Consider the following 20,468-nt stretch of genomic DNA (forward strand, 5'->3'; position numbering starts at 1 on the left):
CCATGGCGAAGCTCCCAATCATCGACGCGCCGGACTGGTACGAAACCATCCGCATGGGCGACGACATCACGCTGATCCACGAGCCGTGGATCAAACCGTTCTTCCGCTGCAATATGTGGCATGTGCGTGGTCGCGACCGCGATCTTCTGTTCGATAGCGGGCTTGGCCATTTCAGCCTGCGGACACATGTGCCGCTGGTCAGCGAGCGCAAGCTCACCTGCGTCGCCAGCCATACGCATTTTGACCATATCGGCTGTCACCACGAATTTCCCGATCGCTGTGTGCATCGCGCCGAGGCTGAAATCCTCGCCGATCCGCGCAACGAATGGACGGTGGCTGACCGCTACGCCAATGAAGAGATGTTCGATCGCCAGCCGGAAGGTTGGGACACGGCGCGCTATCGCATCATGCCCGCCCCGGCGGACCGCCTGCTCGAACATGGCGATATCGTCGACCTCGGCGATCGCGCCTTCGAGGTGATCCACACACCCGGTCATTCGCCCGGCGGCATCGCGCTCTACGAGAAGAAGACCGGCATCCTGCTTTCCGGCGACATCATCTATGACGGCCCGCTGATCGATGACGTCTACCATTCCGATATCGGTGACTATGTCGAAACGCTGCTCTCCATGCGCGCGCTCGATGTCTCGGTGGTGCATGGCGGCCATTTCCCGAGCATCGGCAAGGTGCGCTATCGCCAGTTGATCGACGAGTATCTGGCACAGAAACGCCAGACCGGCTGCCATCTGCAACCGCGCTCCTAGCAATCAGCTTGTTTGACCTACAGCGCCCTTTGCGGACAAGGCATTCCGGCGGCGTCGCCGCAGCGCGAGGCCGTGGGCAATGGCCTCAGGCTTGTTTCTTCCGAGTGGCGCACCAGTTCGGCGAAGATAAGCGCGAAGCTTCCCAGCACGACGGAGATGATGATCAGGCGTGTTACCAGCAATATGTTGGCCCCGGCTGGCGCGTGTCCCCGAAATCGGCCTCGACTCTCGAAGGTTTCGCGCACGATCAAAAGTGCCACAGCGTCTTTCGTATCCTGAAAGGCATAAGATCGCTGCGGGCGCCCCCACGCCACCCATGCCGGCTAACATGATCGATGCGGCTTTACGAGAGTTTAAGCCCGACCTTAACCATCACATTGGCTCGTTCCCTGATATGATTCGCGACTGCCGGTTCGAACCGCACGGCTGCGAGCTCTCTTTGCACACAGGCCCGACCATGCTACCCCGGCCCAGCCGCCAACCGGTCACCGTCGGAGAGCCATGAGCAAAGCCGCCAGCAGCATCGCCTTCGTCTCGTCGGGCACGCCTGACGCCAAAGCGGCGCTGGAAAGCCTGTCGGCGCGCTATGGCCAGCATTCCGTCGCGGAAGCCGAGGTCGTCGTGGCTCTGGGCGGCGACGGTTTCCTGCTGCAAACTTTGCGCGATACGATGGGAACCGGCAAAAAGGTCTACGGCATGAACCGTGGCACCATCGGCTTCCTGATGAACGAATACCGTTCCGGAGGTCTCACCGAGCGCATCGCGGCAGCGGTCGCCGAAACGATCCGTCCGCTGGAGATGCAGACGGTCACCTCGGATGGCGAAACCGTCTCGGCGCTGGCGATCAACGAAGTGGCGCTATGGCGCCAGTCCTATCAGACGGCCAAGATCCGCATTACCATAGACGACCAGGTACGGCTCGAGGAATTGAATTGCGACGGCGTGATGATCGCCACGCCGGCCGGCTCCACCGCCTACAATCTTTCGGCACACGGACCGATCCTGCCGCTCGACGCGCCGCTGCTGGCGCTGACCCCCGTCAGCCCGTTTCGCCCGCGCCGCTGGCGCGGCGCTTTGCTTTCCAACAAGGCAACCGTGCGCTTCGACATATTAGAGGCGGAAAAGCGACCGGTGAACGCCGCTGCCGACCATACGGAAGTCAAGGCCGTGGCTTCCGTGACGGTGCGGGAATCAGCGACGGAGACCGCAACTTTGCTGTTCGATCCCAATCACTCGTGGAACGAACGCATACTGGCAGAACAGTTCCGTTATTGAGCCGATATTGAGCCGGCGCGCGGATAAGCGGTCGGATCAGACATAGCAATTAAGGTTACGACTTCACAATCGAGCCATTCCCGGCCGTTTGTGTTGACAAATCGCGGGCTTGCGCCTAGTTGCAGTGATGATCTTGCGGGCGCGCGGCGCCTGCCGCGACGGATGCCGTTGCGCTTCCCCGAACAGCCAAAGACAGCCAGAACTTGTCCTCAGACACCCAGACCGCTCAAGAAGCGTTGACTTTCGCGGACCTCGGCCTATCGCCGAAGGTCCTTTCCGCAGTCACCGATGCCGGCTACCTCAAGCCGACGCCGATCCAGGCCGGCGCCATTCCGCACGCGCTTTTGGGCAAGGATGTGCTGGGCATAGCGCAGACCGGTACCGGCAAGACGGCTTCCTTCGTGCTGCCGATGCTGACACGGCTGGAAAAGGGCCGCGCCCGCGCCCGCATGCCGCGCACGCTGATCCTGGAGCCGACCCGCGAGCTTGCGGCACAGGTCGAGGAAAACTTCATAAAATACGGCAAGAACCACAAGCTCAACATCGCGCTGCTGATCGGCGGCGTGTCGTTCGACGAACAGGACAAGAAACTGGAGCGTGGCGCCGACGTGCTCATCGCGACGCCCGGCCGCATGCTCGACCACCGCGAGCGCGGCAAGCTCTTGCTCAACGGCGTCGAGATCCTCGTCATCGACGAAGCCGACCGCATGCTCGACATGGGCTTCATTCCCGATATCGAGCGTATCTGCGAGATGATCCCCTTCACCCGGCAGACGCTGTTCTTCTCGGCGACGATGCCGCCCGAGATCACCAAGCTGACCGAAAAATTCCTGCACGCGCCGGTGCGCGTCGAGGTTTCAAAGGCTGCCTCCGCCGCCACCAACATCATCCAGCGGCTGGTGAAGTCCGGTTCCAAACCCTGGGATAAGCGCGAGACGCTGCGCAACCTGATAAAGGCCGAGGATGCGGAGCTGAAGAACGCCATCATCTTCTGCAACCGCAAGATCGAGGTGTCGGAGCTGTTCCGCTCGCTGCTGAAATATGATTTCGACGCCGGCGCGCTGCATGGCGACATGGACCAGCGCGCACGCATGCAGATGCTGGCCAATTTCCGTGACGGCAAGCTTCGGTATCTGGTCGCCTCCGACGTGGCGGCGCGCGGCCTCGACATTCCCGACGTCAGCCACGTCTTCAACTATGACGTTCCGATCCACGCCGAGGATTACGTCCACCGCATCGGCCGTACCGGCCGCGCCGGGCGCTCCGGAAAATCCTTTACCATCGCGACCAAGTCCGACACCAAGTATATCGACGCCATCGAACGGCTGATCGGCACCAAGATCGAGTGGCATGACGGTGACCTGTCGACGGTTGTGGCCAGCGAAGGCGAGGACGAAGCTCCGCGCCGTGGCCGCGGTGCGCCGCGTCGCGCCGGCCGCAAGGACGACGACCGCAAGGACAGGGGCGAGCGCAAGAGAGGCGGACGCCAGGCCAAGCACAGCGAAGACGCGGCACCGGAAACCGTGCGCGAGGAACAGCCGGTCGAGGAAACGGTCGCCGACATCGGTGAGCGGCGCACACGCAAGGACGCTACCCGCTCGGAAAATTCCGAGCGCAAGAACTCCGCGGCGCGCAGCGAGCGACGTGCACCGGAGCGTGGCGACACCAGGCCCCAGCGCGATGACCGTCGCCCTGCCCGCAACCGAGAAGACGAAAACGACGCCACCGTTGGTTTCGGCGACGATATGCCGGCCTTCATGCGGATCGTCGCCAAGGGCTGACCGACGAGTGGTTCCAAGACAAGACGGCCATCCGGCCTGCCCTACCGGCAAGCTCCTGGCTGGGCCGGCCGTTACATCGGCCCAGGCATCATCTTGGTCGGTTTCTCCAACATCGGAAACTCGGCCTTGTTGCATTTCACGTTCGGGTTCGTCGGACTGAACACGCCGTTCGGATTATCACCCAGCCAGGCGTGAAGATCGTAGTGGACGAACTCCCTCGGGATGAGCGGATAGTGTCCCTCCATCGGACCCATGAAGGTTTGGCCAAACAGCTTCGGCGGCTCTTTGAGGTCCGGCGTCAGTGGCACCAGCCATTCCGCCCCGACCAGGCGCAGACCGTTTTTCGTCGGCTCGTAGATCAGCACATTGGGGCGCATCGGGTCGAGTTTTTGGCCGACACTTGGGACGTTGACGAAGTGGATGCCCATGGCGCCTTTCGGGTAGTACATCGCTCCGGATATCTTTTCTCCGCTATAGTAGACGCAACCGACCGTCGACAGATAAAGGTCGCGGACGGCGGCGGTGTAGTCCTCATATTTGGCGAGCGACTTTTTCAAGGCCTCGATGTCAGCTTTGTTGGCATCCTCGGCCCGAGCCGCCGCGACGCCCAACCATGCGCTTACAAGGCCTGTTAAAGCGAGGACGCCGCAGCGCCCGAGGCTGGCTGTTCTTGTCATGCATTCCTCCCAGATTTTTTTGATCTGGCCGTGCAAGACCGAGGCTGAAAAAGAAATGCGTATTGCGCGGCCAGGTGTACCGCCTCATCCCCCCGGAACAGCGACAATGCTATTCCTTTCCATGGCTGCGGGAAAGCGGTTATTTAGGGCTGGCTAATTCTCCGGCACGCCAATCTCAATCTGAGAGCGGCCGGTCGCGGCCGGTGAAGCTGTTGCCGTCATCGCCGAGCGACGCCACCGTTGGCTTCGGCGACGACCCACCGGCCTTTCATGCGCATCGTTGCCAAGGTTTGATATCGTCGTGTGTTGCAAGGACGCACGGCCTCGCCGAAAATGGCGTGATGAAGCGTCTGGTGGAAGATTGGGTCTATGGTGGCGTGCTTGCCGGCCTCACTCTGTGTGTGGTGGCGATCGGGCTGGCCGGCCAATTGGAGACAGCCGAACTCGCCGTCTTCCTGCTGATCCCGATTTACATGCTCCACCAATACGAGGAGCATGCCGAGGACCGGTTCCGGCTTTTTGTCAACAAGATGCTCGGCGGCGGGGCGCCGCTGCTTACACGTTTCGATGTCTTTGTGATCAACGTACCAGGTGTATGGGGCATCTACTCCCTGGTTTTCACCCTCGCTGCCAAGGTCGATGCCGGAATAGGGCTGATCGCCGCCTACACCACCCTGATCAACGCTTTGGTTCACATCGCGCAGGCCATCAGAATGCGCAGCTATAACCCCGGGCTCATCACCGCGATTGTCTTGTTCTTACCCACATCCATCTGGTCGATCCTGACGCTTTCCGGTTCGGGAACGGGCTTCCATGTCCTTGGACTTGCGGGCGGGCTGCTCATTCATGGACTGATCGTTGCCCATGTCGTCCGGCGGCAGCGCCTGATCCAATGAGCGACGATCGATAAGCCGACCTCACAACGCGGGGCCGCAGGCCTGGCCATCGGCCGCATTCTGCAAACAAAAAACGGCCCCTTGCGGAGCCGTTTTGCATTCTGATCGATGCTGCTCAGGTGAGCGGCGAAAGCTGGATCTCGACGCGACGGTTTTGAGCGCGACCCTCGGCGGTGGCGTTGGACGCGACCGGACGGGTCTTGCCGAATCCGGTGACCGCGAAGCGGCGCGAATCGACGCCCTGGCCAGCCAGGTAGTTGGCGACCGCCAGCGCGCGGCGCTGCGACAGATCGAAATTGTGCTGGTCGCCCCCGGTCGAGTCGGTATGGCCGAACACGTCGACCGTGGTCTGCTTGAACTTCTTCAGCACCAGCGCGACCGAATTCAGCACCTGGTAGAAGCCGGGCTTCACCGCGTCCTGATCGACGTTGAAGGTGATGTCGGACGGCATATTGAGGATGATCTGGTCGCCGGAGCGGGTGACGCTGACGCCTGTGCCCTCCAACTGCCGGCGCAGTTCGGCTTCGTTCTGGTCCATGGTGGCGCCGATGGCGCCGCCGGCCAGCGCGCCGATGCCGGCGCCGATCAGCGCGTTGCGGCGATCATTGCCGCCGGCAAGCAGGCCAAGGCTGGCGCCGGCCAGAGCGCCGAGGCCGGCACCGGCCGCGGTGTTGGAAATCTTCTGGTCACCGGTATACGGATCGGTGGTGGTGCAGGCGCTCACCAGCACAGCCGTCGCCACGACGACGAGCACGGTCTTCTTCATAGGATTGTCCCTCTCCAAGTCACGCCTTGCGGTGGCGCCAAATCAGCCCTTCGCGCGACTTGTACCATGAAATGCGGCGAAAAACGGAACGGAAAAAGCGCCGGCCACGGCTTTTCCCCGGGGCACAAATTTCCCGATTGGGCATCCGGGAATCTACCAGAGATTCTTGCCGTCGATGACCACCACTTCCACCTTGTCCAGATCGAAATCGTCAAACAGCCGCGAGTTGACGCTGATCTTGGGATTGTCGAAATCCGGCTCTCCGCTCGACCAGTCCGGTGTTTCGGTGAATGTCCCGCAGCCGCAGGTGTCGCAAAAACCATGCTTAACGGTCTTCGATCCCCACAGATAGAAGGAAACATTCTTCTGCGGCGTGAGGAGCTTGAACTGCGCCGGAGTGTAGTAGGCCCAGAGCGAGCCGCGTTTCGAGCAGAACGAACAAGTGCACTGCGTCAGCGTCTGCGGTGCTTGCGAAACCTCGAATATCGTCGCCTTGCAGTGGCAGCTTCCCTTGATGGTCATGGACGTCACCTCTCCCTTGTCCGCCGCCCGCAGGCAACGCAACACAAAGGAGCGGTCCTGGCAACCGTCCGTCAGCAGGCCCCCGCCCATCGCGGTCCGGGCCGGTCGCCGCTGTGCCTCCCGGGCTTAGTAGGAGCGCGGCGGCACGAACAGGCAGATCGTCTTACCGGCGTCTAGACCCGCTTGATGCGCGCACCAGTGGAATTCGCCGTCCGGGCTGTCCTTCACACGCTTGTCGGTCATCGGGACAACTTCCCCCGTCCCGGCGATCACATAACCCTCGGGTTTTTCCAAAACCTCGCCTGTATGGGCCGTGCGGCAATCGTAGTTGGCACAGCATGCGAATGGATAACTCCAACCCAGCGGTTTCGCCGCTGTAGGCTTGGCATCGTGGGAGAAGGCAGGCGCCATGGGCAACGCAATCGCTGCGATTGCAAGCAGGCAGAGCATGAGTCGGCTCACCGCGGCTCGAGCCGATCTTGATGGGGCAGCAGACATGGAAGCGCTCCTTTCAAACGAGCATCAAGCGTTTCGCTTGCCCGTTCCTGAAACGTGACTTCCCAGTGGCCGGATCGTCAGCAGGCATTTCTGCCGCGCCGGCCATAGATGCTTTTGTCTCCCCTCGACCATGAATGGTGAGCCGATTTGTGAGTCGGCGCAAGAAACCACTGCATGCCGATGTGGCAGGGCTGAATGCCGCGCATCGGCAACAGAAAAACAGGCGCCGTCTCTCGATTGGATAGGCAGGCACAACCATGCCCAGCAGACGGGATCGCAGATAACGAGATTCAGCGAGAGAAGTTCCGGCCTATTCGCCAGCAGGTCCTGCGATCACGTGTTCGTCATACTGCGGCAGGCCGTCACTGATCGTGTACCACGGCGCCTTGGAACCTACGAAGATATGCTCGGTCGGGCGGATGCTCGGGTCGTCGACGAGCGTTCCCATCGCGACATGGACGAAGGCGCCCTCACGCACGACCGAATAGAGCAGCGAACCGCACCGCTTGCAGTGCGCGTCATGGCCATTGTCGTCGCCGAAGACCAGCAGCATGTCGTGGCCCTTGGTCAGGACAAACTTGGCGCGTTCGATGCCCGCGAAGGGCTTGAAAGCCGAACCTGTCGTGCGCCGGCAGTTCGAGCAATGGCAATTCGCCGCGTACAGGAACTCGTCAGCGACCGCATAGTGCACCGCACCGCAGAAGCACTTTCCAACAAGCTTGCGGGCCATAATCCAATCCAGATGTGTGGCACTGTAGGCGCCGGCCCTAATCCAGGTCCGGCACCGCTTCCCCAGCACCACCCTCGATGCGTTGCGACAGCGAGGCTTCCATGAAGTCATCGAGGTCGCCATCGAGCACGCTCGACGGGCTGGTGCTTTCGACGCCAGTACGCAGATCCTTCACCAGCTGATAGGGCTGCAGCACGTAGGAGCGGATCTGGTGACCCCAGCCAATGTCGCTCTTCGATGCTTCGGTGGCGTTGGCGACGGCTTCGCGCTTCTTCAGCTCTTCCTCGTAAAGCCGCGAGCGCAGCATCTCCCATGCCTTTGCCCGATTTTTGTGCTGCGAGCGTTCGGCCTGGCAGGCGACCGCGATGCCGGTGGCGAGATGGGTAATGCGCACCGCCGAATCGGTGGTGTTGACGTGCTGGCCGCCCGAACCGGACGAACGATAGGTGTCGATGCGCACGTCGGATTCGGAAACGTCGATCTCGATCGTATCGTCGATGACAGGATAGACCCAGACGCTGGCGAAGGATGTGTGCCGGCGCGCGTTGCTGTCATAGGGTGAAATGCGCACCAGCCGGTGGACGCCGGACTCCGTCTTTAGCCAGCCATAGGCATTGTGGCCCTTGATCAGCAGCGTCGCGGACTTGATGCCGGCCTCTTCGCCGTCATGCACTTCCAGCACCTCGACCTTGAAGCGGCGGCGCTCGGCCCAGCGCGTATACATGCGCAGCAACATCGAGGCCCAGTCCTGGCTTTCGGTGCCGCCGGCGCCTGCGTGGATTTCGAGATATGTGTCGTTGGCGTCGGCTTCGCCCGAGAGCAGCGTCTCGACCTGGCGAGCCTTCGCCTCGCCTTGCATCGAGCGGATCGCGGCCTCAGCCTCGGCAACGACGCTCTCGTCGCCCTCTTCCTCGCCGAGTTCGATCAGGCCGATATTGTCTTCAAGCGCCTGGGTCAGCCCCCTGACCGCCGCGATGCCTTCCTCGAGGCCCTGGCGCTCGCGCATCAGCTTCTGCGCTTCCAGCGGTTCGTTCCAGAGGCTGGCGTCCTCGGCGCGCACATTCAGGTATTCAAGCCGCTTTATGGCCTGATCCCAGTCAAAGATGCCTCCTCAGCAGGGTAATCGCCTGCCTGATCTCATCGACAATATTCTGCGTTTCCGCGCGCATGGCCTGCTGTTTTATCCTGTTGCTGAAAGTGACGCCTGGTCGGCGCGATACATAGGGACGCCGCCGCCGCCTGTAAAGCAAATTGGACCGGCCCTGGGCCGGCCCAATCCTGCATGCATACCTGTCAGTAGAGGCCGCCGCCGCCCGACTGGATGGCCTGGTTGGCCTGAGGCGACAGCGCGCCGCCGGAGGCATTGGACCCGTCGGCGCCCATGCCGATCACCCAATAGCTGTCGGCTGGGCCGGTGCCCGGCTTGAAGGCTTCGATGATGGTGCCGGGATCGCCCGAATTGGCCCGCATGCCTGTCTTGCGGTTGATGGCGACCAGATTCATGCCTTCGGGAACCTTGAAGTCGACGTTGGGCGTGCCATCCAGCGCCACGCGCATGAAATCCTTGAAGATAGGAGCGGCGAGGCCGCCGCCGGTGGCGCCATGGCCAAGGCCGCGCGGCGTGTCGTAGCCCATATAGAGGCCGACGACGAGGTTCGGCGTGTAGCCGATGAACCAGGCGTCCTTTTCGTCGTTTGTAGTGCCGGTCTTGCCGGCAATGTGGCGTCCGAGCTCGGCGATGGTGGCGCCGGTGCCGCGCTGGACGACGCCTTCCATCATCGAAGTGATCTGATAGGCGGTCATCGGATCGAGCACCTGTTCGGAGTTATCGACGAGCTCGGGTTCCGGCTGGTTCTGCCATTCGGCCGCGTTGCAGCCCTCGCAGCCGCGTTCGTCCTGCTTGAAGACGGTCTTGCCGTAGCGGTCCTGGATACGGTCGATCAGTGTCGGCTTGATCGACTTGCCCCCATTGGCCATGATCGAATAGGCCGAAACCATGCGCATCACCGTCGTCTCGCCGGAACCCAGCGCCATCGGCAAATACGGCGCCAGATGGTCATAGACGCCGAAGCGCTCCGCATATTCGACGACCAGCTTCATGCCCATGTCGTTGGCGAGGCGCACAGTCATCAGATTGCGCGACTTTTCGATGCCGGAGCGCAGGGTTGCCGGACCGGCGACCGTGCCGTCGTAGTTCTTCGGCGTCCAGGTCGTGTTGCCGCTCTGGATGGTGATCGGCCCGTCCATGATGACCGACGCCGGCGTATAGCCATTGTCGAGCGCGGCGGAATAGACGATCGGCTTGAACGAAGAGCCGGGCTGGCGCATGGCCTGGGTGGCGCGGTTGAACTCCGATTGCGCATAGGAGAAGCCGCCGACCATGGCCAGCACGCGGCCGGTGTGTGGATCCATGGCGATCAGGCCGCCTTCCACTTCGGGGACCTGGCGCAGGCTGTAGGCGTCGTCGGAGCCTTCATTCTTCTGGACGAAGATGACGTCGCCCGGCTTCAGCACATCGGCCGGCGACTTGGCCCTGACCGTCTTGCCGCCGACCACATGGCGCATGGCAAAGCCCATGTCTTCCTTGCTGACGGTGCCTTCGACGCGCTCCTTGACGATGTCGCCCGACGCCTGGCGTGCCGGCTGCAAGCCAATCGACAGGCCGGATGCCGAACTGTCGAGCACGACTGCGAGCTTCCATTCGGGAACGTCTTCCAGCCCCTTCACATTGCCCAGCGGCACACCCCAGTCGCCGGACACGTCGATCGTCTTTAGCGGCCCGCGGTAGCCGCGCAGCGTGTCGTACTTGATCAAGCCGTTCTGCATCGCCTTGCGGGCGATGAGCTGGATCTTCGGGTCGAGGGTGGTGCGGACGGACAGGCCGCCTTCATAGAGGGCGTTCTCGCCGTAGCGGGCGATGATCTGGCGGCGCACCTCCTCGGTGAAGTATTCGCCGGCGAACAGATAGGTGCCGTTGCGGCGCGGCGTGACGCCGAGAGGTTCCGCCTTGGCCTTGTCGCCTTCCTCGCGCGTGACGTAGCCGTTCTCGACCATCTGGTCGATGACCCAGTTGCGGCGCTCAAGCGCGCGGTCGGCATGCTTGAAGGGGTGATAATTGTTCGGCCCCTTCGGCAGCGAGGCCAGATAGGCGGCCTCGGCCACGGTCAGCTCGTTCACCGACTTGTCGAAATAAGTGAGCGCGGCACCCGCAACGCCATAGGCGCCGAAACCGAAGAAGATTTCGTTGAGGTAAAGTTCGAGAATGCGGTCCTTGGAATAGGCCTGCTCGATGCGGAAGGCGAGGATCATTTCCTTGATCTTGCGCTCGTAGGTCTGGTCCGAGGTCAGCAGAAAATTCTTCGCCACCTGCTGGGTGATCGTCGAGGCGCCAACCTGACGCCTGCCCGAGCCGAAATTCTGCAGGTTGACGATGATAGCGCGGCCGAGGCCGGTCACGTCAATGCCGGGGTGGTTGTAGAAATTCTTGTCCTCGGCCGACAGGAAGGCCGCCTTGACGCGGTCGGGGATGGCCTGGATCGGCAAATACAGGCGCCGTTCGCGCGCGTACTCGGCCATCAGCGCGCCGTCCGAGGCATGGATTCGGGTCGTCACCGGCGGCTCGTACTTGGCCAGCACCTCATAGTCGGGCAGATCCTTCGACAAATGCCCGATATAGATGGCAACCCCCGCCGCGACCAGCAGGGCCAGCGTCGTGCCGATACCGAAGAAATAGCCAATGAGACGAATCATGCCCGCTCCAGTCCTTGGTTCGGGAATTTCCTAAACGAAGCCGCCTTCCGCGCAAGCATTCGAGCCGGTCCCAACCCGTAATCGAAAACCCATGTCGCTACCATGTGGGCAAAATACGGCAAGGTCGGATTTCGCGGCTGTGGGGCGGAAATAAAAGCGTCGGGTGTTGTCGCCGCGCAACGCTGCCTGTGGTTGCAGGCGTCGTCAGGCATTTCAGCCCCCGGTTCCCGTTCCGGCACGCGCTGAAGCGAACAGCGCGACGGCGTTGGTGATGCTTTGCGCCGCCTTGCCGCGCCAGTCGGCGTTGAGCAGTTGCGCCTCGTCCTTGGCATTCGAGAGATAGCCGAGTTCGACCAGCACGGACGGGACGTCAGGCGCTTTCAGCACCTTGAATCCCGCGGAACGCTGGGGATTGTTGATGAGGCCGACACTGGTCGACAGTTGGCCGACCAGTGTGTGGGCGAAACTCATCGAGAAGGTGTGAGTCTCGCGGCGGATCAGGTCGATCAGGATATCGGTAACTTCCTTGTTGTCGTCCTTGATCTCCATGCCGGCGAACTGGTCGGAGAGATTTTCACGATCGGCAAGCGCCTGTGCTTCCGGATCCGAAGCCTTGTCGGAAACGGTATAGACGGTCGCGCCCCGGATACCCTTGAGGCTGATAGTGTCGGCATGGATGGAGATGAGCAGGTCGGCCTCATGCTGGCGAGCGATGCGCACGCGGTCGTCCAGCCGCAAATATTCGTCGGTGTCGCGCGTCATGAAGACATCGTATCTGCCGACGGCGGCGAGCTTGTCGCGCAGTTCCGTGGCGAAAGCCAGCGTGACGTTCTTTTCGACGGTGCCGTTCAGGCCCTCGGCACCGCCATCGACGCCGCCATGGCCCGGATCGATGACGACGGTGAAGCGATGGCCCGGATTGGAGACCGGCCCGGTACCGACCCGCCCGCCCTTGTCTGTCGAAACCGTGGAACCGGTGGTCAGCGCCTGATTGGCAAGGGCAGTGTCGAACTCGCGTTCGGAGGCCGCCGACATGTCGATGGCGATGCGGTAGCCCACGCCGTCCTCGTTCTTGAGCACGTCGAGCTTGTCGACCGCGAACGGCCCCTTGCCGGTGAGAACCAGCCGCGACACGCCTGCCTCCAACTCACCCAGGCGCACGCCCTTGACCAGCCCGCGTGGCTTCAAATCCTTGGCATCGATGGCCAACTTCGTATTCGCCAGATCGATGACCAGACGATTGGGCCCGCGCAAGAGGAACCATTTGACGTCGGGCTCACGGTCGAAATTCATGACGATGCGCATCTTGGTGGCATCGCCCGCCATCTTGTAACCGGTTGCCGTGAGCGGGGCATCGGCGGCGTTGGCAACCAACGAGATGGTCATCGACAGAAGGAGGCAGAAGATCGCGAGCAAACGGCCGCCGGCACGACTGCCCTTGTCTGTGAAGCCTGCCAGTCCCATCTCTTTGCAGTCGCTCCCGGTTTGGCGCCAAGGCGCCCGGTCATGTGGTCGAAGTGCCGGTTAGGCCGCGAACTCGATTAACGATTGGTATCCAGAGAAGGTTAACCAAGCCTTTTCACGCGAGGCCCGGACTCGTGCTTACGTGGCGGAACCGCTTTTGCCGGCGTCGGAAATCGGGGTTGCCTTCCAACCCGCCAAATCATAAAAGCGATAGTGGATCACTGCAATCCTGGAACCGCCCTCCTCCGCAGCTTCCCGCTACAGGTGAGACGAAAGGCGGCTCCTTTCGCTCCATGCGAGAAGGGTTCAGGTGATCGCGACGAATTTCGCAGGTGTGCGCCCGTGGCGGGGGAATCGCCTGCGTGAGGAAAACGGCCGGGTTTGTCCCGCGCCGGCTCTGTATGAGCAAACAAGCTGGTCCGGTTTCCGGGCTTTGGTTCAAAAGGTTCTGCTGGTGACGATGGCTTCAAGCGCAATCATGGAAAGGTCCGCATCAAACCGCGCCAATATGGCTGCGGGCGGCACCGCCATGGCGCGCAGGCACCGTCCGGCGGACATTCAGACATCCGGCACCCACATTCATCCAGACACACAGCAGCGGCCCTTGCGCCGCAAGCTGCGGCTGACGGCTGCCGGGGGGAAACGAAATAATAATGCCCAACAAAATGCTGATAGACGCCTCCCACCCGGAGGAAACACGCGTTGTCGTCGTACGCGGTAATCGTATCGAAGAATTCGACTTTGAATCACAGGACAAGAAGCAGCTCAAAGGAAACATCTATCTCGCCCGCGTAACGCGCGTCGAACCCTCCCTTCAGGCAGCCTTTGTCGAATATGGCGGCAACCGTCACGGTTTCCTCGCCTTCAGTGAAATACACCCCGACTACTACCAGATCCCCGTCGCCGACCGTCAGGCGCTGCTGCGCGCTGAAGCGCAGGAAGCCGAGGACGAGGACGATGAGGACGGCGAAGGCGACGACCGCCAGAGCCGCGATCGCGGCCGGCGCGGACGCCGGCGCGGCGGCAAGGGCCGCGACCGCGCAGAACACAAGCGCGATGCGAGCGGGACCGATGCCGACGAGGCATCCGAAACGGCCGGCGAGGCAGGCGACGACGCCAATGGCAACGACGCCGTCTCAGAGAACACTTCCCGCGGTTCGGAAACCATCGAACATGCGGCCGATGCCCCGGAACAGGCCGCGGATGCATCCAATCATGGCGAAGCCTCCTCCGAGCAGAGTGACGAATCTTCCGGACAGAACGAAGGCGAGACCCGCGAGGGCGGCCCGACGTCGATCGCCGCCTCCGTCGACGCCGATGTGATTTCCGAACCCGTCCCGCAGACGGAACAGGGCAGTGAATCCAGCGACGATGATCGCGGCATGCTGGAAGAGGTTCAGTCTTCGCATCCGGACGATCACGAGGTCGAATCGGTCGGCGCCGAGGATGCCCTGGAGGAAGCGCGCAACCGCCGTAAGCCGATGCGCCGCCAGTACAAGATCCAGGAAGTGATCAAACGCCGCCAGATCCTGCTGGTGCAGGTCGTCAAGGAAGAGCGCGGCAACAAGGGCGCAGCGCTCACCACCTATCTGTCGCTTGCCGGCCGCTATTCCGTGCTGATGCCGAACACGGCGCGCGGCGGGGGAATTTCGCGCAAGATCACCAGTGCCGTCGACCGCAAGCGCCTCAAGGAAGTGGTCGCCGATCTCGAAGTGCCCCAAGGCATGGGCGTCATCCTGCGCACCGCCGGCGAGAGCCGCACCAAGGCCGAGATCAAGCGCGATTATGAATATCTGATGCGGCTTTGGGAGAACGTGCGCAATCTCACGCTCCAGTCCACGGCCCCTGCCCTCGTCTACGAGGAAGGCAGCCTGATCAAGCGTTCGGTGCGCGACCTCTACAACAAGGACATCGATGAGATCCTCGTCTCCGGCGAAGAGGGCTACCGCGAGGCAAAGGACTTCATGCGCATGCTGATGCCGAGCCACGCCAAGGTGGTTCAGCCGTTCCGCGATACGACGCCGATCTTCGTGCGCAATGGCATCGAGGCGCAGCTTGACCGCATGCTGCAGCCGCAAGTGACGCTGAAGAGCGGCGGCTACATCATCATCAACCAGACCGAGGCGTTGGTCGCCATCGACGTCAACTCGGGCCGCTCGACCAAGGAGCACTCGATCGAGGACACCGCGCTCCACACCAATCTGGAAGCAGCGGAGGAAGTCGCCCGCCAGCTCAGGCTGCGCGACCTTGCCGGCCTGATCGTCATCGACTTCATCGACATGGAGGAGAACCGCAACAACCGCGCCGTCGAGAAGCGGTTGAAGGATCACCTCAAGAACGATCGCGCGCGCATCCAGGTCGGCCGCATCTCGCATTTTGGCCTGATGGAGATGTCGCGCCAGCGCATCCGCGCCAGCGTGCTGGAATCGACCATGAAGCCTTGCCCGCATTGCGGCGGCACCGGCCATGTGCGCTCCGATTCGTCTGTCGCTCTGATGGTGGTCAGGGCGATCGAGGAGTTCCTGCTCAAGGATTCGCGCAGCCACATCACGGTTCGCACGCCTGCGGCGACCGCACTTTATGTGCTCAACCACAAGCGCGGCACGCTGGTGGAACTGGAAAGCCGCTTCGGGCTGACCATCACGCTTGAGGCCGACGACACGGTCGGTTCGCAGCATTATGCGATCTTCCGCGGCGCGCTGGCCGAAAAGCCGGAAGGCTTCGTCGAAGCGCGCACCCTGCCGGCCTATGTCGAACCGGAAGAGCCCGAGGATGAGATCCTCGCCGACGAGGAAGAAGAAGCACCGGCCCAAGCCGAACAGCCGCGTCAGCCTCAGCAAGGCCAGCACCAGCAGAGGCCCGGCGAAGAGGGCGAAGGCCGCGACCGCAAGCGCCGCAAGCGTCGCAGACGCCGCGGTGGCAAGGATCGCGATCGCGATCATGGCCACATCGACGGTGCTTCCGTGTCCGCGCAGGCCGACGAGTTGTCCACATCGGAAGGCCCAGTGAGCCGTGACGAGGCGGAAGCCGGCGACGAGGCCCCGGTCCCCGCGGCCGGAACTGCCGAAACGGCGGAAGCATCCGACGAAGGCCAGGGCAAGAAGCGTCGCCGCGGCAAGCGTGGCGGCAAGCGCAACCGGCGCGAGGACGGCGAAGGCGAGGCCGAGGCAAGCGTCGATGAAGCGACCGAGCCTTCCGGGATCGATGCTTCCGAAAGCGAGCCTGTGATCGAGCCGGTAGCCGTCGTGGCTGCGGAAGAGCCGGTGGCTCCGGTGAGCGACGAGGCGACGACCGCCGAGAAGCCCAAGAAGCCGCGGCGTGTAGCCAAGCCGAAGAAGGCAGCCGCCGAGGCCGTCGCCGAGGAGCCGATCGCTGAACTGGCCGTTCCGGCACCCGCCGAGACGCCAGCCACGGCATCGGACGAGGCAGCGGCGACGACCGCCGAGGACACACCGAAGGCCCGTCCGTCACGACGCAAGCCGGCGGCCATCGATGCGCCGGTCGTGCCGGTGGTTTCCTCGACCGTCGCCGAAGAGCCGGAAACCAAGACCGAAGAGAAGCCGAAGCGCGCCGGCTGGTGGCAGCGGAAAGGTTTCTTCTGAGATTTCAGCTCTTTGAACTGATTTCCTGAATAAAAAAAATCCCGCGCGGTCGAAAGACGGCGCGGGATTTTTCAGATCCGGTTTGCCGGAACGTTACGGCGCGAAGATCGACCAGTTCATCATCCTGGCGAGCTTTTCCAGGGCGATCGAGCCCAGCTTGGAATTGCCGTTGGCGTTGAGGCCGGGCGACCAGACGGCGAGCGAGGCGACGCCGGGCACGATGCCCAATATGCCGCCGCCGACGCCGCTCTTGCCCGGAATGCCGACGCGGAAGGCAAAATCACCGGAGCCGTCATAGTGGCCGCAGGTCAGCATCATGGCGCCGATGCGGCGTGCCCGCTCGACCGACACCACGGAATGTCCGGTCGCCGGATTCTTGCCGCCATTGGCGAGGAACCGGCCGGCCATCGCCAACTGCCGGCAGCTCATGGCGATGGCGCAATGGTGGAAATAGACGCCGAGCGCCAGCTCCGGCGCATGATGAAGATTGCCGAAGGATTTCATGTAGTTGGCGAGCGCGAAGTTGCGATAGCCGGTGGCGCGCTCCGACGCCGCGACCTCGCGGTCGATGATGATGGTCTCGTCGTCGGCGAGGAACTGGATGAAGCGCAGGATCTCGCCGATCGCCTCGCGCGGCTGATGACCGGCAAGCAGGATGTCGGAAATGACGATGGCGCCGGCATTGATGAAGGGATTGCGCGGAATGCCGTTCTCATGCTCGAGCTGCATGATCGAGTTGAACGGGTTGCCCGAGGGTTCGCGCCCCACCCTTTTCCACAGCGCATCGCCGACATTGCCCAGCGCCAGCGTCAAGGTGAACACTTTCGAGATGCTCTGGATCGAAAAGGGCTGGTCGGCGTCGCCCGCCATCAGCACGCGGCCGTCATTGGTGACGGCTGCGATGCCGAATTTCTTGGGATCAACCTTGCCGAGTTGCGGGATATAGGTGGCGACCTCGCCGCGATCGGTGCGTTCGGCCATTTCGGCCGCGACTTCGGCCAGGGCCTGCTCGAGTTCCGGCATGGATCTACCTCAGCCAGCGTTCGATGCGCGCCAATGCCTCGACCATGTCGTCATGGCTGCCGGCATAGGAAAAACGCATGGTGCGGTGCCCGGCCTGGGTGTCGAAATCACGGCCGGGCGTGGCCGCGACATGCGCCTCGGCCAGCATCTTGCGGGCGAAAGCCATGCTGTCATTGCTGTGCCGGGTGACGTCGCAAAAGGCATAGAAGGCGCCATCCATCGGTGCGGCCAGCGGAAAGCCGAGCTCCGGCAGACGCGTCATCAGGAGCTCGCGGTTCCAAACATAGCGACCCTTGACCGCTTCCAGCTCCTCGGTAGCGGCAAAGGCCTCGATTGCGGCGACCTGCGACAGTTCCGGCGGCGAGATGTAGAGGCTCTGCGCAATGCGCTCGATGGGCCGCACCAGCGCTTCCGGCAGCACCATCCAGCCGATGCGCCAGCCGGTCATGCAATAGTATTTCGAGAAGGAGTTGATCGCCGTGACACCGGTGCCAAAGGCGAGTGCCGTGGTGTCGGGCGCCGTATAGGCCAGCCGGTGGTAGATCTCGTCGGAGATGACGGCAATGCCGAGCGCCTCCGCCGTCCGGACCAGGTCCGCGAGATCATCGGCCGGAATGACCGCGCCGGTTGGGTTGGCGGGGCTTGCGAACAGCACGCCCTTGAGCGGTTTTTCGCTATGCGCGGTCTCCAGGTGAGCGGCATGAAGATAGGCTGCATCGCCGAGCTCTATCTCGATCACTTCGATGCCCAGCGCCGCCATGATGTTGCGATAAGCGGGGTAGCCCGGCGCTGCGATGGCGACGCGGTCGCCGGGATCGAACATTGCCAGGAAAGCGAGATTGAAGGCGGCCGAGGATCCCGTGGTGACCGCGATCCGGTCGGGCGCGACCTCAAGCCCATAGTGATCCCCATAGTGTTCCGCGATCGCCTTGCGCAATCCAGCCAGGCCCAGAGCATCGGTATAGCCAATACGCCCGTCCTGCAAAGCCCTGGCCGCCGCGGCACGAACGCGGGCCGGAGCCGGATCGGACGGCTGGCCGACGGCCATGGAAATGACCGGCGCGCCCGTCGCTCTCAGCCGGTTCGCCTCGGCCAGCACATCCATGGCGTGGAAGGGTTCGACATTGCCACGGCGTGAGAGCGAAACGACCATTTTGACCTCGATCCGGCGATTGAGCGCGCCACGTCCTGGCGCATGCGCCGCACAAATGCCCGATTGGTGTGAGGATCACAAGTTGAGGAAGTTTTTCCGGTGCCGACTTTTCATCTTTCGCCCGCTCGTCTACCAGTGGACACGTCATGTTGAGCCGACCCAAATCGATGGTTGCCCGGGCAGCGCGCGTCGTTGCGACGCTTTCGCTTGGCGTCGCCGTCGCGGTGTCTGGTTCCATCAGCGCCTTCGCCCAGAACGTGCCGGTCGTGCGCGATGCCGAGATCGAGGCGCTGGTGCGCGATTACGCCCGCCCGATCTTCAAGGCCGCCGGTCTGGCGAATGACGGCATCGACATCGTCCTGGTCAACGACCAGAGCTTCAATGCCTTCGTCACCGGACGCCGGCTGTTCATCAACACGGGCGCCTTGATGGAAGCCGAAACGCCCAACGAGATCATCGGCGTCATCGCTCACGAGGCCGGCCACATCGCCGGCGGCCACCAGCAGAAACTGCGTGACCAGCTCGAGCGCGCCAAAACGATGGCCATCATCGCGACCTTGCTGGGCGCCGGCGCCATGGTCGCCGGGGCGACCACCAACAGCCGCGGACTTGCCGGCGCCGGCGTGGGCGTGGCGGCTGGCGGCGGCGAGATGGCGCAGCGCAGCATTCTCGCCTATCAGCGCACCGAGGAAATGACGGCCGACCGCTCGGCGATCACCTATCTCAACGCCACCGGCCAGTCCGGCATGGGCATGCTGAAGACATTTCAGCGTTTCCAGACGGCCTTGTCGCTGTCGGGCGCGCAGGTCGATCCCTACCGGATCAGCCATCCGATGCCGCGCGATCGAATCTCCAACCTCGAAGTGCTGGTCAAGCAGAGCCCCTATCTCGACAAGGTCGATGCGCCGGCCCTGCAATTGCGCCACGACATGATGCGGGTGAAGATCGCTGTCTACATGGAAGGCCAGGCCGCCGCGTCGCGGCTGATGCGAAAGATGCAGGGCAGCCTTGCCGCGCAGTATGGCGAGGCCCAATCGGCCTATCTTTTCGGCAACATCGCCACCGCACTCGCCAAGACCAACGCCTTGATCAAGGCCCAGCCCGGCAACGCTTATTTCCAGGAATTGCGCGGCGATATATTGATGAAGGCGAACAAGCCCAAGGAAGCTGCCGACGCCTACGCCAAGGCAGTCAACCTCGACAAGGCGCGATCTGGATTGCTGCCGGTTTCGCTCGGCCAGGCGTTGATGGCGACGGGCACCCCAGACGCTCTGAAAAAGGCCGTGGTGCAGATCAACAACGGCTTGCGACGCGATAAGGAAAATTCCGTGGGATACCGCTATCTGGCGCAGGCCTATGGCGAATTAGGAGACATACCGGGCGCCGAGCTCGCCACGGCCGAGGGTCATTTCTATTCCGGTAACTACAAGGATGCGAAGATCTTCGCCATGCGAGCGCAGCAGCAACTCAAACGCGGCGAGCCGCGATGGATTCGCGCCCAGGACATCATAAACTACAAGCCGTCGGGCAAGGTATAATGAACCTTCCGGCCGTGCGCTGCGACGCA

The 20,468-nt window shown here is 62.7% G+C and carries 17 protein-coding genes; 6 read left to right on the forward strand and 11 right to left on the reverse strand.

Annotated features, from left to right (window positions below):
- Positions 1–2 precede the first annotated feature (2 nt).
- Entirely contained in the window at positions 3–764 is a 762-nt protein-coding gene (locus tag LB532_RS09735; RefSeq protein ID WP_140637985.1) for an MBL fold metallo-hydrolase, read from the forward strand.
- Between the two features lie 17 nt (positions 765–781).
- On the opposite strand, the gene LB532_RS09740 is transcribed toward LB532_RS09735, so the two are convergent.
- Entirely contained in the window at positions 782–946 is a 165-nt protein-coding gene (locus LB532_RS09740) for a hypothetical protein (protein WP_181169249.1), read from the reverse strand.
- A 319-nt stretch (positions 947–1,265) separates the two neighbouring features.
- Between LB532_RS09740 and LB532_RS09745 the strand changes: the two genes are divergently transcribed.
- Together LB532_RS09745 and LB532_RS09750 are read left to right on the forward strand one after the other, a co-directional pair.
- Complete coding sequence (locus LB532_RS09745; RefSeq protein WP_140637984.1) at positions 1,266–2,039, forward strand: NAD kinase; 774 nt, start codon at positions 1,266–1,268, stop codon at positions 2,037–2,039.
- A 203-nt stretch (positions 2,040–2,242) separates the two neighbouring features.
- On the forward strand, positions 2,243–3,820 hold the full coding sequence (locus tag LB532_RS09750; RefSeq protein ID WP_181169248.1) for a DEAD/DEAH box helicase: 1,578 nt from the start codon (positions 2,243–2,245) through the stop codon (positions 3,818–3,820).
- A 71-nt stretch (positions 3,821–3,891) separates the two neighbouring features.
- Here the strand turns inward: LB532_RS09750 and LB532_RS09755 are convergent, their stop codons facing one another.
- Positions 3,892–4,497, reverse strand: a complete 606-nt coding sequence (locus LB532_RS09755) for a hypothetical protein (protein WP_140638311.1) — start codon at positions 4,495–4,497, stop codon at positions 3,892–3,894.
- A 62-nt stretch (positions 4,498–4,559) separates the two neighbouring features.
- On the opposite strand from LB532_RS09755, the gene LB532_RS09760 reads away from it, so the two are divergent.
- Positions 4,560–5,393: an HXXEE domain-containing protein gene (locus LB532_RS09760; protein WP_224556751.1), complete on the forward strand. Its 834-nt coding sequence runs from the start codon at positions 4,560–4,562 to the stop codon at positions 5,391–5,393.
- Between the two features lie 115 nt (positions 5,394–5,508).
- On the opposite strand, the gene LB532_RS09765 is transcribed toward LB532_RS09760, so the two are convergent.
- The 7 genes from LB532_RS09765 to LB532_RS09795 form a co-directional block, all read right to left on the reverse strand.
- The gene (locus LB532_RS09765) at positions 5,509–6,159 is read right to left on the reverse strand and encodes an OmpA family protein (protein ID WP_140493627.1); all 651 of its coding nucleotides are present in this window, start codon (positions 6,157–6,159) and stop codon (positions 5,509–5,511) included.
- A gap of 153 nt (positions 6,160–6,312) precedes the next feature.
- Entirely contained in the window at positions 6,313–6,681 is a 369-nt protein-coding gene (locus tag LB532_RS09770; RefSeq protein WP_140548721.1) for a GFA family protein, read from the reverse strand.
- A gap of 126 nt (positions 6,682–6,807) precedes the next feature.
- The gene (locus tag LB532_RS09775; RefSeq protein WP_140637983.1) at positions 6,808–7,179 is read right to left on the reverse strand and encodes a hypothetical protein; all 372 of its coding nucleotides are present in this window, start codon (positions 7,177–7,179) and stop codon (positions 6,808–6,810) included.
- A gap of 310 nt (positions 7,180–7,489) precedes the next feature.
- Positions 7,490–7,909 carry a GFA family protein gene (locus LB532_RS09780; RefSeq protein WP_140637982.1) on the reverse strand — a complete coding sequence of 140 codons (420 nt, stop codon included), beginning with the start codon at positions 7,907–7,909 and terminating at the stop codon, positions 7,490–7,492.
- Positions 7,910–7,946: 37 nt separating this feature from the next.
- A protein-coding gene (gene prfB / locus LB532_RS09785; RefSeq protein ID WP_140637981.1) for a peptide chain release factor 2 occupies positions 7,947–9,078 on the reverse strand; the annotation gives its coding sequence in 2 pieces (ribosomal slippage) (positions 7,947–9,011 and positions 9,013–9,078; 1,131 coding nt in all).
- Between the two features lie 124 nt (positions 9,079–9,202).
- Complete coding sequence (locus tag LB532_RS09790; protein WP_140548729.1) at positions 9,203–11,659, reverse strand: penicillin-binding protein 1A; 2,457 nt, start codon at positions 11,657–11,659, stop codon at positions 9,203–9,205.
- A 213-nt stretch (positions 11,660–11,872) separates the two neighbouring features.
- Positions 11,873–13,123 (reverse strand): N-acetylmuramoyl-L-alanine amidase, encoded by a 1,251-nt coding sequence (locus LB532_RS09795; RefSeq protein WP_140637980.1) that lies wholly within the window; start codon positions 13,121–13,123, stop codon positions 11,873–11,875.
- Positions 13,124–13,776: 653 nt separating this feature from the next.
- On the opposite strand from LB532_RS09795, the gene LB532_RS09800 reads away from it, so the two are divergent.
- Positions 13,777–16,725, forward strand: a complete 2,949-nt coding sequence (locus tag LB532_RS09800; protein WP_140637979.1) for a ribonuclease E/G — start codon at positions 13,777–13,779, stop codon at positions 16,723–16,725.
- 93 nt (positions 16,726–16,818) lie between these two features.
- On the opposite strand, the gene LB532_RS09805 is transcribed toward LB532_RS09800, so the two are convergent.
- Together LB532_RS09805 and LB532_RS09810 are read right to left on the reverse strand one after the other, a co-directional pair.
- On the reverse strand, positions 16,819–17,748 hold the full coding sequence (locus LB532_RS09805) for a glutaminase (RefSeq protein ID WP_140637978.1): 930 nt from the start codon (positions 17,746–17,748) through the stop codon (positions 16,819–16,821).
- A 4-nt stretch (positions 17,749–17,752) separates the two neighbouring features.
- Positions 17,753–18,901: a pyridoxal phosphate-dependent aminotransferase gene (locus LB532_RS09810; RefSeq protein ID WP_140637977.1), complete on the reverse strand. Its 1,149-nt coding sequence runs from the start codon at positions 18,899–18,901 to the stop codon at positions 17,753–17,755.
- A 146-nt stretch (positions 18,902–19,047) separates the two neighbouring features.
- Here LB532_RS09810 and LB532_RS09815 point away from each other — a divergent pair, with 146 nt between their 5' ends.
- Positions 19,048–20,439: a M48 family metalloprotease gene (locus LB532_RS09815; protein ID WP_140637976.1), complete on the forward strand. Its 1,392-nt coding sequence runs from the start codon at positions 19,048–19,050 to the stop codon at positions 20,437–20,439.
- Positions 20,440–20,468 lie beyond the last annotated feature (29 nt).

The sequence above is a fragment of the Mesorhizobium sp. ESP-6-2 genome, from assembly GCF_020164675.1.
Classification (GTDB): domain Bacteria; phylum Pseudomonadota; class Alphaproteobacteria; order Rhizobiales; family Rhizobiaceae; genus Mesorhizobium.